This window comes from Caballeronia choica (assembly GCF_001544535.1).
Taxonomy (GTDB): Bacteria; Pseudomonadota; Gammaproteobacteria; order Burkholderiales; family Burkholderiaceae; genus Caballeronia; species Caballeronia choica.
In genome coordinates this window covers 1-16,049 of the sequence record NZ_FCON02000167.1, presented here as the reverse complement: position 1 = coordinate 16,049, position 16,049 = coordinate 1, and the positions used below count along the sequence as shown (strand labels likewise).

Annotated in this window: 14 protein-coding genes and 1 pseudogene; 5 read left to right on the top strand and 10 right to left on the bottom strand. The window is 59.6% G+C overall.

Annotated features, from left to right (window positions below):
- Positions 1-74: 74 nt before the first annotated feature.
- The 7 genes and pseudogenes from AWB68_RS37315 to paoA form a co-directional block, all read right to left on the bottom strand.
- Positions 75-455, bottom strand: a pseudogene (locus tag AWB68_RS37315) (carboxymuconolactone decarboxylase family protein); the annotation flags it as partial.
- The gene (locus tag AWB68_RS37310; RefSeq protein ID WP_087649239.1) at positions 433-927 is read right to left on the bottom strand and encodes a (R)-mandelonitrile lyase; all 495 of its coding nucleotides are present in this window, start codon (positions 925-927) and stop codon (positions 433-435) included. The pseudogene AWB68_RS37315 and the gene AWB68_RS37310, both read right to left, overlap by 23 nt.
- A gap of 27 nt (positions 928-954) precedes the next feature.
- A complete protein-coding gene (locus tag AWB68_RS37305; RefSeq protein ID WP_087649238.1) occupies positions 955-1,365 on the bottom strand; it encodes a (R)-mandelonitrile lyase in 411 nt (136 codons plus the stop codon).
- 60 nt (positions 1,366-1,425) lie between these two features.
- Positions 1,426-1,596, bottom strand: coding sequence for a cyclophilin-like fold protein (locus tag AWB68_RS51680; RefSeq protein ID WP_160110137.1), 171 nt, complete (start codon positions 1,594-1,596; stop codon positions 1,426-1,428).
- A gap of 169 nt (positions 1,597-1,765) precedes the next feature.
- Complete coding sequence (gene paoC, locus AWB68_RS37300; RefSeq protein ID WP_087649237.1) at positions 1,766-3,964, bottom strand: aldehyde oxidoreductase molybdenum-binding subunit PaoC; 2,199 nt, start codon at positions 3,962-3,964, stop codon at positions 1,766-1,768.
- Positions 3,961-4,920 (bottom strand): FAD binding domain-containing protein, encoded by a 960-nt coding sequence (locus AWB68_RS37295; protein WP_087649236.1) that lies wholly within the window; start codon positions 4,918-4,920, stop codon positions 3,961-3,963. The genes paoC and AWB68_RS37295 overlap by 4 nt, the downstream gene beginning before the upstream one ends.
- Complete coding sequence (gene paoA / locus AWB68_RS37290) at positions 4,917-5,666, bottom strand: aldehyde dehydrogenase iron-sulfur subunit PaoA (RefSeq protein WP_268810965.1); 750 nt, start codon at positions 5,664-5,666, stop codon at positions 4,917-4,919. The genes AWB68_RS37295 and paoA overlap by 4 nt, the downstream gene beginning before the upstream one ends.
- A gap of 224 nt (positions 5,667-5,890) precedes the next feature.
- Between paoA and AWB68_RS37285 the strand changes: the two genes are divergently transcribed.
- The gene (locus AWB68_RS37285) at positions 5,891-7,051 is read left to right on the top strand and encodes an MFS transporter (RefSeq protein WP_235028714.1); all 1,161 of its coding nucleotides are present in this window, start codon (positions 5,891-5,893) and stop codon (positions 7,049-7,051) included.
- A gap of 26 nt (positions 7,052-7,077) precedes the next feature.
- Here the strand turns inward: AWB68_RS37285 and AWB68_RS37280 are convergent, their stop codons facing one another.
- The 3 genes from AWB68_RS37280 to AWB68_RS37270 all read right to left on the bottom strand — a co-directional run bounded on the left by AWB68_RS37280 (position 7,078) and on the right by AWB68_RS37270 (position 10,056).
- A complete protein-coding gene (locus tag AWB68_RS37280; RefSeq protein WP_087649233.1) occupies positions 7,078-7,971 on the bottom strand; it encodes a LysR family transcriptional regulator in 894 nt (297 codons plus the stop codon).
- A 248-nt stretch (positions 7,972-8,219) separates the two neighbouring features.
- Entirely contained in the window at positions 8,220-9,431 is a 1,212-nt protein-coding gene (locus AWB68_RS37275) for an MFS transporter (protein WP_235028713.1), read from the bottom strand.
- A gap of 346 nt (positions 9,432-9,777) precedes the next feature.
- Complete coding sequence (locus AWB68_RS37270; protein WP_087649232.1) at positions 9,778-10,056, bottom strand: hypothetical protein; 279 nt, start codon at positions 10,054-10,056, stop codon at positions 9,778-9,780.
- Between the two features lie 437 nt (positions 10,057-10,493).
- Here AWB68_RS37270 and AWB68_RS37265 point away from each other — a divergent pair, with 437 nt between their 5' ends.
- The 4 genes from AWB68_RS37265 to AWB68_RS37250 all read left to right on the top strand — a co-directional run.
- Positions 10,494-11,717 (top strand): tyrosine-type recombinase/integrase, encoded by a 1,224-nt coding sequence (locus AWB68_RS37265; RefSeq protein ID WP_087649231.1) that lies wholly within the window; start codon positions 10,494-10,496, stop codon positions 11,715-11,717.
- A 1-nt stretch (position 11,718) separates the two neighbouring features.
- Complete coding sequence (locus AWB68_RS37260; RefSeq protein ID WP_235028712.1) at positions 11,719-13,272, top strand: site-specific integrase; 1,554 nt, start codon at positions 11,719-11,721, stop codon at positions 13,270-13,272.
- A complete protein-coding gene (locus tag AWB68_RS37255; RefSeq protein WP_235028711.1) occupies positions 13,269-15,461 on the top strand; it encodes a hypothetical protein in 2,193 nt (730 codons plus the stop codon). The genes AWB68_RS37260 and AWB68_RS37255 overlap by 4 nt, the downstream gene beginning before the upstream one ends.
- A gap of 46 nt (positions 15,462-15,507) precedes the next feature.
- A partial coding sequence (locus tag AWB68_RS37250; RefSeq protein WP_087649240.1) for an IS6 family transposase occupies positions 15,508-16,049 on the top strand: 542 nt, incomplete at its 3' end.

Below are 16,049 nucleotides of genomic sequence, written 5' to 3'. Positions count from 1 at the left end.
GCAAGTTGAGTGTATGCGGACGCAAGCTTGACCCTCCCAAACGTATCGCGCTAGGCGCGGAGAAACGACCGCTTACGCTGCTTGCGTGCCTCCAGCACCTTCATCAACTCGCCCAGCGCATTGAGGCTGCGCGGAAAGCCCGCATAGGCGTAGAGCTGCACCAGGATTTCCCTGGCGTCGCTCACCGTCATGCCGGCGTCCAGTCCCTGGTTGAGCGCTGCATTCAACTTGGCCATGTTGCCCGCGGCGGCAAAGGCCGCGATGGGCACGATGGCTTGCTGGCGGGCGTTAAGAGTCTCGGAAGCGCTGGGTGCGCTGGCTGGACTTTGGGTAATCTGTCGGGTCTCCTGCGCGTCGGCGGTTTGGCTCAATGTAGTGACCAGCCCCAAGGCCACGGCGAGCGCGCCGGCCCGAAGGCGCGCCTTGCGAAGCTTAGCGCGCGTTGTATTGCTCATCGGTGACTTTCTCCATCCATGTAACGTTCTTGCCGTCCTCCGTCCCGGTGACAGCCAGGTGGGTCATCGCCGTGGTCGGCGAGGCGCCATGCCAGTGCTTGACGCCGGGCGGGCACCACACCACGTCGCCGGGACGGATTGCCTGGGTGGGCTTACCCCATTCCTGGGTCAGACCGACGCCGGACTTCACGACCAACCGCTGCCCTGCGGGATGGGTGTGCCAGGCGGAGCGCGAGCCAGGCTCGAAGGTCACCAGAAGACCAGCGGCGTTGATGCTTCTGTCCGCAGGCCACACGGGATCGACCCGCACTCGACCGGTGAAGAATTCTGCGGGGCCGGCGGCCGAGGGTTGGTCGCCCGCGCGCGTGATCTGCTGCGCGCCAGCGGACGTATTAGCCTGCGGCTCGGCGGCCAAGGCCAAAGTGGCCTGAAGGGCGGCGGCGCACAGGGAAAGCCTGAGGAACGAGTGCATGAATATCTCTTCCTGATGTAAAGCGGCTCAGCCGCGTTGCGGACCGTCGAGGTATTGCTCGTCTGAGACGTGCTCCATCCACTTGACGTTCTTGCCATCCAGTGCTTCCTGGATGGCGATATGGGTCATCGCGGTCGTCGATGTCGCGCCATGCCAGTGCTTGTGGCCGGGCGGGCACCAGATGACGTCGCCTGCACGAATTTCGACACGCGGCTCGCCTTCGCATTGCGTCCAGCCGCATCCGGCTGTCACCAGGAGTGTCTGACCGAGCGGGTGCGTATGCCACGCGGTACGCGCGCCGGGCTCGAAGGTCACACTCGCGCACGACACGCGGGCTGGCGGGGGCGGAGCGTTGAGCGGATCGATCCGCACCGTGCCTGTGAACCATTCCTCCGGTCCTTTGATCGACGGCTGTGAGCCAGCGCGTTTAAGTTGCATATTTTTCTCCCAAAAAGGTCCGCTTACCGCCAAGGAACGTTGCCTCAATCCCTCAATCCATTACGCGTACGATGGTGGCCTCGAACGTCGCCGCCTTGGTGAGCGCGTCCAGCCCGGACACAAGTAGAACAGCGCAAGATTGCCCCACGGTGCATAGTAGGCAACCGTACCTACGGATGGATCAAAGCTGCTCGGATTGTCCTTCAGATCTGCTGATGATCGTTTGTCCATCGAACTTGATCGATATTTTATGATTCGCTCCTGAGTGTTCAAACCTTCGATGGGACGCCCGGCGGACGGCTTGCGGGCTGCGCCGATGCGGAGCTAGACACCGCCGGTAGCGTGCAACGCAAGAAACAACAGATCGCGGCGATCGGTCGTCTAGCGCTGCGCGACGCACTCACGCGATTCCCATCAGGATTTTGTCGAGCGTAATTGGATGATCGCGCACGCGTACACCGGTAGCGTTGTAAAGCGCATTGGCGATCGCTGCGCCCACGCCGCAGATGCCGAGCTCGCCCACGCCTTTCGCCTTCATCGGCGAGGACGTCGGGTCTGCTTCGTCAAGAAACACCACTTCCTGATGCGGAATGTCGGCATGGACAGGCACCTCATAAGCAGCCAAATCGTGATTGATGAACATGCCGTAGCGCTTGTCGACCACGAGGTCTTCCATGAGCGCTGCGCCTACGCCCATCGTCATCGCACCGATAACCTGACTTCTGGCGGCCTTAGGATTAAGGATTCTGCCCGCTGCGCAGACGGCGAGCATGCGACGCACGCGAATTTCGGCGGTGGCCGCATGGACGCCGACTTCAACGAAGTGTGCGCCGAAGGTTGATTGTTGATAGCGCTTTGCCAGATCGCCGTATTCCATGGTGTCTTCGACGACGATTTCGCCGGAAGATGCTGCTTCGGCAAGCCGCACATTGCGCCCGCCCGAGCGCACGCGCTCATCCGCAAAGACGACATCCGTACCGTGTATCTCAAGCCTGTTGGCAACTGCATCACGCAGCTTCATGCAGGCAGCATAGACACCCGCCGTTGAGCTGTTGGCACCCCACTGGCCACCCGAGCCCGAAGACACGGGAAACGTCGAGTCGCCCAGGCGTACAGAAATCTTGTCGAGCGGCAGCCCCATCATCTCGGCTGCCGTCTGCGCAATGATGGTGTACGTCCCTGTGCCGATGTCGGTCATGTCGGTTTCGACCGTCACGAACCCTCGACGATCGAGCCTCACTCGTGCACCCGACTTCATCGAAATATTGTTTCTGAACGCCGAGGCGGTGCCCATGCCGACCAGCCAGCGGCCGTCGCGTACTTGCCCTGGACGGGCGTTATGCTTCTGCCAGCCAAACTTTTGGGCGCCCACGCGGAAGCACTCGATGAGCTGACGCTGCGAGAAGGGCCGTTCGGGCTGTTCCGGATCGACCTGGGTGTCGTTGATTCTGCGGAACTCGATCGGGTCGATCTTAAGTTGTTCCGCCATCTCGTCCATTGCGACTTCCAGGGCCATCAGGCCCGGCGCTTCGCCAGGCGCGCGCATCGCGTTTCCCTCAGGTAAATGCAAAGTAGCAAGACGCATCGCCGTCATGCGGTTCGCGCCAGCATAAATGAGGCGCGTCTGACCGACGGCGGTCTCGGGTTGCCCATTTGGCTGGTCACCGGACCAGCTTTCATGTGCGATGGCGGTGATTTTTCCGTTCGCGTCTGCGCCGATGCGGATGCGCTGGATGGTCGCCGGTCGATGTGTCGTGTTGTTAAACATGAGCGGGCGCGTGAGCGCGACCTTCACAGGACGGCCCGCGGCTTTTGCGCCAAGCGCGGCCAGCAGCGCGTCGCTGCGCACGAAGAGCTTGCCGCCAAATCCTCCGCCAATGTAAGGGGAAATCAAGCGCACGTTCTCGCGGGGAATGCCGAGCGTCTTGGCGACGTCGCCTGCTCCCCACGCAATCATCTGGTTCGAAGTCCACAGCGTCAATTTGTCGCCGGTCCATGCCGCGATAGACGCGTGCGGTTCCATCATCGCGTGGCTTTGATCGGGCGTGGTGTAGGTTGCATCAAGGCGCACTGAAGCTGCGGAGAACGCGCCATCGAAATCACCCGTGCGCGTCGCGGATTCGCCCCAGTAACCGCTCCCGGCCATGCCGGCCGTGTCTTTCGCTGCGGCGAGGTCGTAGCTTCCGTCCTCGGCGACATAGTCGATACGTATCTTCTGCGCCGCGTCGCGCGCCTGTTCAAAAGTGTTGGCCACGACCAGCGCCACGGCCTGGTGATAGTGGTCAATTTGCGGGCCGCCCAACAGCTTAACCGTATTGAAGTCGCCCTTCGTCAAAGGCCCTGCGCTGTCGGCCGTGACGACCGCAAGTACGCCAGGCGCCGCTTTCGCCGCCGTAAGGTCCATCGACGCGATGCGTCCGCGCGCGATTGCGGCGCCCACAACGAAACCATAGGCAGGATCGCGGGTTGAGTCGTGCCATTCGTATGCATAGGTCGCCGTGCCGGTCACCTTGTGACGTCCGTCGATGCGGTCCGTCGCATGACCGATGTGTTTTAGGCGGTCGATCGGATTATTGGTGGCGGGGGTATCGAACTTCATTGGCTCACCTCCTTCACTTCGGTCAGTACCGCGTCGAGCGTGCGCTCTGCCAGCGTTACCTTGTACCCGTTATCGTGTGTCGGCTTGGCATCCGCCATGAGACGCGACATCACCGCGCGGGCGCCATTCGGAAGTTCGGCTTCAGCCGCTTCGATGCGCCAGGGCATCGGCGCCACGCCGCCTAGCGCAACGCGGCCCGTGCCATCTTTGCGCACGATCGCGGCGACCGATACCAGCGCAAATGCATACGACGCGCGGTCACGAACCTTGTGATAAATGTGCGTGCCGCCAATGGGCTTCGGCAGCGTGACACTTGTGATCAGCTCTGCGGGTTCCAGCGCGTTCTCCAGATGCGGCGTCTTGCCTGGAAGCCGGTAGAAATCGGCGATGGGTATGTTTCTCACCGTACCATCCGCGCTAACGGTGTTGATGATCGCGTCAAGCGCTCGCAATGCAACGGCCATGTCGCCGGGATAGGTGGCGATACAGGCATCGTTGCCACCGATCACGGCCAAGGACCGGCTGCTTCCTTGTAGCGCCGAACAGCCGCTACCGGGCGCGCGCTTATTGCACGGGAGGTTGGTGTCGTAGAAGTAGGGACAGCGCGTGCGTTGAAGCAGATTGCCCGCCGTCGTCGCCTTGTTTCTCAGTTGACCAGACGCACCGGCGAGTAATGCCCGCGAGAGCAAGGGATAGTTGCGACGTACTGTCTGATTCGCCGCAAGATCCGTGTTGCGCACAAGCGCGCCGACTTGCAGTTCGCCCTCGGGCGTCGTCTCGATTCGATCGAAGCCAAGCCCGTTAATATCAATCAAATGAACCGGCGTCTCGATCTGTAACTTCATCAGATCAAGCAGGTTTGTTCCGCCAGCAATGAACTTCGCGCCCGGCGTCTGCTGGGCAGCAGTTGCGGCGGCGGCAGGCGTCGATGGGCGCTCGTAGGTGAACGGTTTCATGCCCGACCTCCCGCCACCTCGGTCATCGCCTCGGCGATGTTGGAGTAGGCCCCGCAGCGACAGATGTTGCCACTCATGCGTTCGCGCATTTCCATGTTGGTCGGACGAGGAGGAGCCAGCAAGTCCGTACTGACGTGACTCGGCACACCGGCCTTGATTTCATCGAGCACGGCGACTGCCGAGCAGATCTGCCCAGGCGTACAGTAGCCGCACTGGAAGCCGTCGTGCTTGACGAACGCCGCCTGCATTGGATGGAGTTTCGCCGGCGTGCCAAGGCCTTCGATGGTGGTGACCTGACTACCGTGATGCATCACCGCAAGCGTGAGACAGGAGTTGATGCGCCGTCCGTCGACGATTACGGTGCACGCGCCGCATTGTCCATGGTCGCAGCCCTTCTTCGTGCCAGTCAGATGCAGCTGTTCACGCAGCGCATCGAGCAGCGTCGTGCGTGTGTCCAGCGAAAGTTCGCGCGGCACGCCGTTCACATGCAACAGGACCTTCGATGCTGGCACAGTGGCGGCACCCGGCGGAGGTGCTTCGGCGGACATGCTGGAAATCGACACCGAACCGCTGGCGATTGTGGCAGCGCCCATTCCTGCGAGTTTTAGAAGACTTCGCCGAGTGATGTTCAGATTGTCTTCCGCGGCGTTGCAATTTGCGGCGACGCCGTCGTCGCCAACGTGCTGGCTACTAGCGTTCATATTTTTCGCTCCTGGAAACGCGCGCACGGCGGCGAGCGTGCTCAATCCTCCAACTATAAGGGCGCTAAGCCGGCCGATTCATGATCCGTATTCATAAGCCCGATGAGTTTTCAGGGATTAATCCCATTGACAGCCTGCTGTAAATTAGCACCTTGGTCGAACCTTTTGCTTCGCAAAGGCGCCGCTCTCGCCGCATCTAAGCATTAATTTTCTTTCCGATGACCCGATCCACCCTATCGAACAAACAGGTATGGGGCGCTGTGCTTTCCATGTCGCTCTGTGCCTTCGCCCTCGTCGCATCAGAGTTCTTGCCCGTCAGCCTTCTGACGCCCATCGCACATGAGCTTTCTCTAAGCGAAGGGCAGGCGGGGCAGGCGATTTCTGTGTCGGGATTTTTTGCGGTTCTGACGAGCCTTTCTGTGTCAACGTTGACGCGACGTTTTGACCGAAAGAAGGTGATTCTCTCGCTGACAGCGCTGATGGTAGCCTCGGGCGTTCTCGTGTCCGTGGCGCCCACCTACACTGTCTTGATGCTTGGGCGCGCACTGCTCGGTGTCTCAATTGGCGGATGCTGGTCGATGTCCACGGCCGTGATGATGCGTATCGCACCCGATGCTTTCGTGCCGCGTGCGATCGCGGTAGTACAGGGCGGCAGTGCGCTTGCGACGGCAGTCGCCGCGGCCGCCGGAAGTTTCCTTGGCTCAATCATTGGATGGCGAGGTGCCTTTTTCTGCGTCGTGCCGCTTGCCGCCGTTGCGCTTATCTGGCAGGCGCTCACCTTGCCGAAACTACCCGCGCAACGCCAAGCGCAGACTAGGCGCGGCGTACTTCAAATAATCAGCGACCGTCAGGTCTTATGCGGAGTCGGCGCTGTCGCTCTGTTGTTTATGGGGCAATTCTCGCTGTTCACCTACTTGCGTCCCTTTCTTGAGACGGTGACGAAGGTAGACGTGTCAATTCTGTCTTTCATGCTGCTCGTGATCGGCGCCGCAGGGTTGGGCGGCACAGTTTTCGTCGGCTCGATAATCAAACGGAATCTGCATGGCGTGTTGATCGCGATTCCCTTACTTATGAGCGGCATTGCCGTCACACTGATGTTTTTTGGCGGATCCGTAGCGACGACCGCGGTATTGCTGGCCGCGTGGGGTTTGATCGCTACCTCAGCACCCGTCGGTTGGTTCACGTGGCTATCTGAAACGCTCCCCGGCGATGCAGAAGCCGGTGGGGGCCTGATGGTGGCGGTTATCCAGCTTGCTATCACGCTCGGCGCGACGCTCGGCGGCCTGCTTTTCGACAGCAGCGGATATCGCGCGACGTTTGGTCTCTCAGCCGGGTTGCTCCTCGCCGGTGCGGTGCTGTCGGCGGTCGCATCGCGCGTTCGATGCGAAAATGCGGGTAGGACCGCGTCACGCGTTGCGGGGCAAGCTTAAGCTAGCCCCAAGGCAGTAGCCCGACTTTACAACGGCTGTTTCAACGCTTCCAAGACAACAGAGAATGCTTTTGAACTCTGACGTCGGCTCGGGTAATAGGCGTGAAGGCCCGGAAACGCAGGGCACCAGTCGCGCATCACCGGCCGCAATTCACCGCTCTGGATGTGCGGTAGCACGGCGTCCTCGGGAACGAACGCCAAACCGTAGCCGTCAATCGCGGCCCGGATCATTTGCGGTTGCGAGTTAAAAATGGTCTGTCCACTCACGCGGGTTTGAACCGAACGCTTCCCTTTCTGAAGTTCCCAGGCATAAAGGCCCTTGGTTGTCGTCAGGCGCAGCGCGATGCAGTCGTGCTTGAGCAGGTCTTCTGGTGAGCGTGGCAATTGCCGGCGTTCAAAATACGCGAGCGAGCCGACGATGGCCATACGAATGTCCGCGCTGATGCGCACGGCGATCATATCTTTGGCAACCTGATCGCCAAACCGTATGCCCATGTCGTATCGGTCCTCCACGATGTCGACGAGCCCATAGTCGACTGTCATTTCCACCTGTATTTCCGGATAGTCGCGCAGCACCCTGCGCACCTTCGGCCAAACGATGGCGTCGATCGCATGATCGGTGGCGGTGATGCGAACGATGCCTGCAGGTCTATCCCTTGACTCCGACAAGGCCGACAGCTTGGCATCGATTTCCTCGACCCGCGGCGCGGCGGTTCGAAAGAGGTCCTCTCCGGCTTCGGTCATCGACACACTGCGCGTCGTCCGGGTGAGCAAGCGAATGCCCAGCCGCGATTCAAGGTCACGAATCGTATGGCTCAGTGCGGATTGGGAGACGCCAAGCTTCGCGGCAGCACGTGTAAAGCTGCGCTCCCGCGCGACTGCGAGAAAGACGAGGATGTCGTTAAAGTTTTCACGTGCCATTGCGCCAGGCGCCCGCTGTAGTCGAATTAAAACTCGCGCACCGAACTCTTCGTGCGCGAACCCGCTGCTACCGCGCCCCAGACTCATGAGCCGGGGTCATGACAACAGCAGTGCTCCGCCACTTTAATCAGACACGGTCATGAATGTAAAGCGCTTCAACGGATTCCACGTTCGTTGTTGGAAAATCCTAGGCAATGTTCACGGGTAACCATCCGACGAGGAGTTTGATAGCGATAGTCTGCGATCGATCATGCACTTACGTGCTGTCGACGTTGGAGAAACATGGCCACGGCAGCGGCGCAGCCAACTATCGCGGCGCTGGCTAGGAACACTGAACGCAGGCCGGCGTGTCCGCCGACCCATCCAAGGAAGGGGCTGCCCAGAGCCATCGCCACATCTAGAAAGGCCGTATAGAGACCCATCGCCATGCCGCGATTGCTGGGTGCAATCGTGCGAACTGCTTCGACGCCGAGCCCTGGGTAGACGAGTGAATAGCCGACGCCTGAAAGGGCGGCGCCTAGGGACGCGAGCAACGTTGTCTTTGCTAGCCACATGATTAAAAGGCCCGCTACCTGCACGATGACGAATATGAAGGCAACTCGTGCGCCTCCTAACCGGTCTGGAAGATGCCCAGCGATGGTGCGCGCCGCGATCAATGCAGCACCGAATGCGGTGAAGGCCATCCATACCGGCTGCCAATGCATGTCCGCGAAGAAAAGTGAACTGAACGCCAAGATCGCGCAGTACCCCATGCTGGCGAGCGCCGCGCCGAGTCCGGGCAACCAAACGGCTCTCAGGATGGCATTGAAAGAAGCGTGCTGTCCGTGACCGGGCAGTACCGCTGCCGGGGTCCGGCTCACATATGCGAAAACGAATAGCGGCAGAAAGGCGGTGATCAGTGCTATCGCGACGAACCCAAATGATGTGTAGAGAATGGACCCAAGAGGACCACCCAGCGCCATCGCTGCAAACATCGCAGTTCCGACCCATGCAATGACTTTGCCAACATGCTCCCTTTCAACGAGACCCAGCCCCCAGGCAATGCCACCGGTGATGATGAAGCTCTCGGCACCGCCGAGAACCGCACGACCGACGAGCAGAATCGCGACAGAACCCATCGGTTCCTTTAGGAATGCAAGCGACAGAAGGTACAGCAGTCCGGCGGCGGTGGCGGCGATTAGGCCGACTAAGACGCTGCGCTTTGCACCGCGCCTGTCAGAGTAGGAACCCGCCCAAATGCGTGAGAGCAGCGCTGCCGCGAACTGTGCACCGGCCACCAGTCCAACAACCAGTGGTCCGAATCCGAGATTCTTTGTGATATGTAGAGGCAGTACGGGGAGCGCCACGCCAATGATCAGGAAGCCGGCCAGCACAGCAGTCATTATCGGGAATAGGGTTGCAACAACCGAATGCCCGGCTGATTCCTTTAAATGTGGTTTGAACATGATCTTTGTCTTCACCCTCTCTTCGCGTGGGCGATCTGACCACTTCTGCAGTATTGGCGGCCAAATGGGTTCGCATGCCCAGTCCGCCGGCCCACTCGAACGTCATGCTTGCACATAAAACGCGCTGGGTCGGCGACAGAGCGGTCATCAAACAATCCGCTCCGTGTCTAAACCATGGTTGGGTCTTTTATCGAATTGGAAGCCCTGCGCGTTCAATTTCGATGACGGCTTTTGCCAATGGCTTAAGGCATCATGCTCCAGATAAATATCGATTTTCTCGCGAGTCACACTCACTCAACCTCCTGCAAGCGCCCACCTCTACACCGGGCGTTCACATGGCAAGCCTGCCTCGCGGAGCGTTTTAATTACTGACCGACGACGAAGTGGTGTTGCTTGTGCCCTCAACGCGCCGGGCACCCGATTGCGTCTGCGTGTCGCGCGAACTGCCAAAACTATACGTATCGATGCCGTGCGCGGTCTGCTCGGCAGCAATTGTTTGCGCGCTCGGTCCTTGTTGTGAGCTCGGCGCACCGACAGCGGGCCGGTAAAACGGAGGCGGACCGTAGCCGCTAGCGAAAGCTGACCCAGCGAATGCACTGGAACCGATGAAAAAGAGAGTAGCGAATACTTTGCGGTTCATGACACGCTCCAAGATGGGTTGATATTTGACGAGAAGCTCGGCAGCGGTCCTACCAGGCTGTCAGCTACATCGCGATGACTCAAGCGTATACCCTTACTATCGGCTTTTGAATACGATACGGTGCATAGGCTTATGAACTCACTTCATCAATCAACTTCCCTGTCTTCTTCCGCGCACTGTCAATGAAAAGTTTGTCGGGCGTCGCGGGTTCGATCGGCTGTGGGGCGTGTGATCTACCATTATCGACGCGCGTTTTTTGAGGACATGGGACCTGATACACAATGCAAAACAGCATTTTCCCGCCGCGTGATTGACATAAAGGAATTTAGCGTCATATGTGGTCAGTTTGAAAGTGTTGCATGAAAGCGCACCGAGTCAGCAACCTGACACACAGCGAATGGTAAATTTGGCCGTTGCGTATTCGTCGCGAGCGGCCCGTGTTTCGTCAACTCAACAGCAACCTTGTGCCTGCAGCACTTCGTGGCCCGGTGTTGGTCGATCAATATGGCCTGCCGCGGTACTGGGCTGCGATCTGGTCGGCGACGTCGATAGCACAGCTGGCCGGTTCAACCCTCACGCAGAAGCTTCGGTACGTTGAAAACCTGTATCAGCATGCGGACAAGCTGATTGGCACCGGCGCACTTGATGATGCGCTGAGTGGATTTGACGACGAAGCACTGGCGGCGATTCTCGAATCGTGGTTCATCTCGATCCGCAATCAGCCGGCGGTAACCAGTGCGGACGAAAATCGCTGGCAGACTGGCCTCGGGTTTGTAACCGACGTCATCACCTGGCTTTCCAGCGCCGGGAGCGCCGATGATCGGCTCAGGCACATAGAACAGCGACTGCACCGGCTGTCGTCGCTTTACAGCCAATTGCACGTTCGCAGGCGCGCTGCAGTGGACGCGGTCCGATCGCTTCCAGCGAGTACCGTCGAAGCGCTGTACGCCGTGCTTGATCCGGAATGCCCGCAAAATCCGTTTCTACGCATGAAAACGCGTTGGCGTGTCTACGTCGCATTTGTGCTGATGTTGCATCAGGGGCTGCGGCGCGGCGAGGTTCTGCTGCTTCCTGCGGACGCAGTGAAAAGCGCCTACGACCAGAAGCAGAAAAGGACTCGATACTGGCTCAACGTTCAGGAAAACGAGTATGAAGATGACGATGGTGACCCTCGGTATTCGAAACCTTCGATCAAAACCGTGCACTCCGTCCGTCAGGTGCCCGTCAGTCAGCTAACGGCCACCATAGTAGAGACCTATGTAGGAAACTATCGCGGGCGGCCCGATCACCCGTTCCTGCTGAATGCTCAATCCAATATGCCGCTCGCCACCGAAACGCTGACAAAGGCGTTTGCCCAGGTGTCGCGTTGCCTGCCGTCTGACGTATTAAATGAGCTGCAGGATCGGACTGGTAAGGAATCCATAACACCGCACGGTCTACGCCACACGTGTGTGGTCGTTCGACTTCATCAGTTGCTCGAGCAAGGCGATTCAATGGACGAGGCACTGCAGAAAATGCGGACCTTCTTCGGCTGGTCAAGTAAATCGGTCATGCCTTCGCGCTACGCCCATGCCGTATTCGAGGATCGGCTTGCGAATGTCTGGAACGACGCCTTTGATGATCGGGTTGCGGTCCTGCGCGCCCTTCCAAAGGGGCGTTGACATGAGCGGATCGCAGATACCGAGCGAACTGTTTCGCTCTCTGGACGCGGCGCAGGACGACCCTATTGAGAAGGTACTGGCTGCCCTGCCCATTCTGCCTCCTGTCATCCGCTACTACGATGATTTCGATGACTGTGTGAGATCAATATCCGATCCCGAAGACTCCGGTTCCTTCGAATACGTGTACGACGGCGCGAAAGGGGCATTTGACTTTGCCCGGTTTGGAGCGACCTACGGGTTACTTCTGAAACACGTCTTCGCATTTGTGCTCGGCGAGGACTTCAGCATATCCACGGGTCTTCATACTGTAACCGGTGGCTTGCATATCAGTCGTGATGAGATGGCGTCGGTGCTGAGCGCAACGCCAACCGGAATTCTCCGGCAGTGGATGATCCTGCGCTCGCGGGACCTGCCTATGACGGCCTATTCGTGTGTCAAGACGGTTCTCCGCATGCTATGTCGCCATCGGTTGAACGGCTGGTCCGAATTGTATCTGGAGTTCCTGAGCGGGCTCCCGTGGCCTGCACGAGACGTCCATGCAGGCGTTCGATCTGGAGACGTGTTTCTCTCGGTCGAAGAGGAAGCGTGCATTGTTCGCTACCTGGACAGCATTGCCGATCAGGTTGCCACGGAATCCGGAAACGCAGCGGGAGCGTTACCTTCTGCATTGGACGAGGCAGCCATGGTGCTGTGTGCCTACCAGTTTGGCATGCGCCCCGTTCAGATCGCGAAACTGCAAATGCGCAATGTCCGTATCTGGCACGACGTATCCGAATCCATGCCAGCAGTACATCTTACCTTCCACATGGCCAAGCAGAAAAGTGAGTCCAGCAGGAGGCCTTTGACTCGCAAGGTCAAGCGTGAATGGGCTCCCATCTTCGCTTCCTTGTACGCAATACGACAGGCCGAAAGGACGCCCGGTTCAGCCCGCTTCTTTGTGGTCGAATCTGCCAAGGATGCCGGAAGCCGGATTGCCAGCGTCGTGAGGAAGCTGATTGGCTCAAACGATCGCGGTACGCCTACGGACCTTCGTCACACGGCTGCCCAGCGACTCGTCGACGCCGGCGCGAGCCACGAAGAACTGGCCGAGTTTCTGGGTCATTCGCATATACAGACGGGGCTGGTGTACTACGCGACCTCAGCCACCCACGCGGAACGGGTCAACCGGGCGCTCGGTGCGTCGGATATATACCGACGCGTGGCGAAAATTGCCCACGACCGGTTCATCTCCTCGGAGGAGCTCACCCAACTCAAGGGTGACCAGCAGATCGCTGGTGTCCCTCACGGCGTTCCAATTGCAGGTATCGGTGGATGTTCTTCGGGACAGCCTGCCTGCCCGTATAACCCCATAACGTCGTGCTACGGCTGCAGGAAGTTCATGCCCCTGCATGACAAGACGATGCATGAGCGCGTGCTGGCCGAGATGCGCGAAGTGGTGATCTTCTTCGACCAGAGTTCTCGCGGCGACATCCGGTCGCCGGCATATCTGCAATTGCAGCGTACGATCGCTGACATACAGGCGGTCATCGAGGAACTGGAAGGCGACACCCGATGAATTCACACTACTCTGCGTTCATCGACCTGGGCAAAACGCTGGCCCATGACAAAGGCCTGTCATGGGACATGCCTCTCGACGAAACGGGCGCTGCATGCGACGGCGTTGGCTGGAACCTTACCATCGTTGCCGGCGACGTACCGCCGCCGAGCCATTACCTGCGAGACCTGGGCGCTGACGCGAAGGCACTGGCGATCGTCAATGCGGAGCGCGCCGAGCGCGGACTGGCACCGCTGCACAGACGGCCGCTGTCTGACGCATGGCAGGATCTGGTCAAGGCGGCCGTCGCCGAGCAGCTGCTGTTCAGGCGTAACACAACCGGATATGTGACGCAGTGCATCGCGCGGCCCCTGAGGGTCATCGCAACGTGTGTGGAGAGGCAGCCGTGGGCGCTGACCGTCGATGACCTTCACGTTGCCATCCGGATCGGCAAGGCTGTCCAGGCAACCGGAAAACTGGGGGACCTGGTAGCAGGCATCGTCAAGCTCGTGTTCGACGCGCAGCACCTCTGCGATGCGGGTCCGCTGTACTCGTCGCTTGCCGTTTCGCGGATGAAGGGCAAAAGCGCGATCAGGGCGAAACATACCTGGTCGCGGGAGAAGTTGCGCGCGGACCTGGAGGCGCGCAAGCGCGACGAACGGCTACCCGAACGCAGGGCGTTCTGGGAACTGGTCCGGATCGTGATGACCGAGAAGCCGCGCTCGTTCATGGACGATCTGCGGTTCGCCGCCGTGCGCACCTTGATCGTGACTGGCATGCGTGCGGGCGAAGCTGCCCTGTTGCCGGTCGACTGGAAGTGCGAGCGGACGTATCTGGACTCAAAGGGTCGGCCTGCCGGCGAAGCCGGTGGCATCTCGACGTCACTGATGGTGCGGCACTTCGCGGAAAAGCAGCAGGACGACGAGGCGGACAGCCGCATCCTGCGTGAAAGTACGCAGCCTGTTCCCGACATGTTCCGCGCACTGCTGACTGGGACGCTTGACCACGTGGCCAGGATCACGGAACCGCTGCGCGCGACGCTGAAGCTGCAATGCGAAACGGGGCGTCTGCTTCCGTGGTACCCGGCCGATAGCCTCGTGCCTGTCACCGAAATCTATACGCGATTGATGGGTAATCCGTTCTGGCTGGATATCGAGCAGGAACCGTTCATCGAACGCTACCGTGACGGTTTCGATCCGGCGCTACTCGTTGAGTTGCATGACTATCAGCTGGAACGACGCCGCAGTGGTGACCTCAAGCTCAACATGGCCATCTATCAGTTCGGAAATCGTCTGGTCAAGGCGATGCGCGAAGGCAAGGCGAGCCTGCGCTTCCGTCGTGGCGACGGCTCACCGGTCAGCCCCCTGGAGCGGATGGAATGGCACGCGACGCATCTGCACGTTGGAGAGTTCGAAGAGCATATCCGGCTCAAAACGCCAACGAAGGTGTCGGACACCACCCCATTGCCGCTTGCGGTCGGCGTCGTCCAGCCATGGGAGTTTCTGTTCGTGCAGCCCAAGCGTTCGCTCGCCGAGGAGCGCAACGATGGCCTGTGCGATGTGACGCGTTACATGGCGGTGAGCCGCCCGGACCCTGAATTTATCTATGACGGCCTGCTAGACGATGGTGCCGTGCCAAATCTGTTCGCAAAGTATGGTGAAACAGACGACGACCGCGCGCTCAAGATCGAGTCACACATGCTGCGTCATCTGCAAAACACCGAGCTGTTCCGGCTGGGCGTCGCCGACACGATCATCTCGAAGCGCTTCAACCGGCGCAGCGTTGCACAGAGTTACGAGTACGATCATCGCAGCCTCGCCGAGGAACTGGACCAGATCGAGCTCCCGCAGGACATCGAGATCATGCTCGGTGCAAAAGCCGGCACGGTTGCCAGGCTCATCAAGGGTGGCAAGGCCAATGGCCCGATTGTGGATGCGTTCCGGCGTATCCAGGCAACAGAGGGGGATGCTGCCGCGTATGAGTACCTTCGTGCCGAAGCCGGCGGTTTCCATGCCACACCGTATGGGCATTGCCTCAATTCGTTTACGGTCGATCCCTGTCCTAAACATCTCGAGTGCTTCGCAGACTGTCGCCACCTGTCGGCCACCGATCTGCCCGAGAACCGGGAGAACCTGATCCGGCTCGAGGGCAAGTTCAAGCTTGCGCTCGAGTCGATCAAGGCCAGACCATCGACGGTTTTGTCGCAGTAAGCGTCGGGTATCATGAGCCATGACAATGCGAACGATCGGACGCTTGATGACGACTCTGAATCCAGCCTTGGCACGGGTGCTCAGGCGTTTGCACTATCCGCTCGACGTGATCCTGACGTGCGTGCGCTGGTATGTGGCCTATCCGCTGAGCCTTCGACACCTGGAAGAGATGATGGCGGAGCGCGGAATCTCAGTCGACCATTCAACTGTGCACCGCTGGGCCATCAAGGTGTTGCCGGTACTGGAGAAGACCTTTCGTCGCCACAAGAAAGCCGTCGGTCGGAGCTGGCGAATGGACGAAACGTATATCAAGGTCCGAGGCCAGTGGAAGTATTTGTACCGCGCAGTCGACAAGGAGGGTAACACGGTGGATTTTCTGCTGCGTGCCCATCGTGACAAGGCCGCGGCGCGGCGCTACTTCGAAAAGTCAATCGAGCAAAACGGCGAACCCGAGGCGGTGACAATCGATAAAAGCGGTGCGAACCTCGCCGCGCTGGATGCTCTCAACGCGGAGCGGGAAACACCGATCAAGATTCGGCAGAACAAGTATCTGAACAATGTTGTCGAGCAAGATCATCGGGCGATCAA

What these genes read in the sequence shown, in the direction of transcription:
- AWB68_RS37310 (WP_087649239.1), bottom strand. Translation starts at nt 927, where the DNA reads ATGCACTCGTTCCTCAGGCTTTCCCTGTGCGCCGCCGCCCTTCAGGCC.
- AWB68_RS37305 (WP_087649238.1), bottom strand. Translation starts at nt 1,365, where the DNA reads ATGCAACTTAAACGCGCTGGCTCACAGCCGTCGATCAAAGGACCGGAG.
- AWB68_RS51680 (WP_160110137.1), bottom strand. Translation starts at nt 1,596, where the DNA reads ATGGACAAACGATCATCAGCAGATCTGAAGGACAATCCGAGCAGCTTT.
- paoC (WP_087649237.1), bottom strand. Translation starts at nt 3,964, where the DNA reads ATGAAGTTCGATACCCCCGCCACCAATAATCCGATCGACCGCCTAAAA.
- AWB68_RS37295 (WP_087649236.1), bottom strand. Translation starts at nt 4,920, where the DNA reads ATGAAACCGTTCACCTACGAGCGCCCATCGACGCCTGCCGCCGCCGCA.
- AWB68_RS37285 (WP_235028714.1), top strand. Translation starts at nt 5,891, where the DNA reads ATGTCGCTCTGTGCCTTCGCCCTCGTCGCATCAGAGTTCTTGCCCGTC.
- AWB68_RS37280 (WP_087649233.1), bottom strand. Translation starts at nt 7,971, where the DNA reads ATGGCACGTGAAAACTTTAACGACATCCTCGTCTTTCTCGCAGTCGCG.
- AWB68_RS37270 (WP_087649232.1), bottom strand. Translation starts at nt 10,056, where the DNA reads ATGAACCGCAAAGTATTCGCTACTCTCTTTTTCATCGGTTCCAGTGCA.
- AWB68_RS37260 (WP_235028712.1), top strand. Translation starts at nt 11,719, where the DNA reads ATGAGCGGATCGCAGATACCGAGCGAACTGTTTCGCTCTCTGGACGCG.
- AWB68_RS37255 (WP_235028711.1), top strand. Translation starts at nt 13,269, where the DNA reads ATGAATTCACACTACTCTGCGTTCATCGACCTGGGCAAAACGCTGGCC.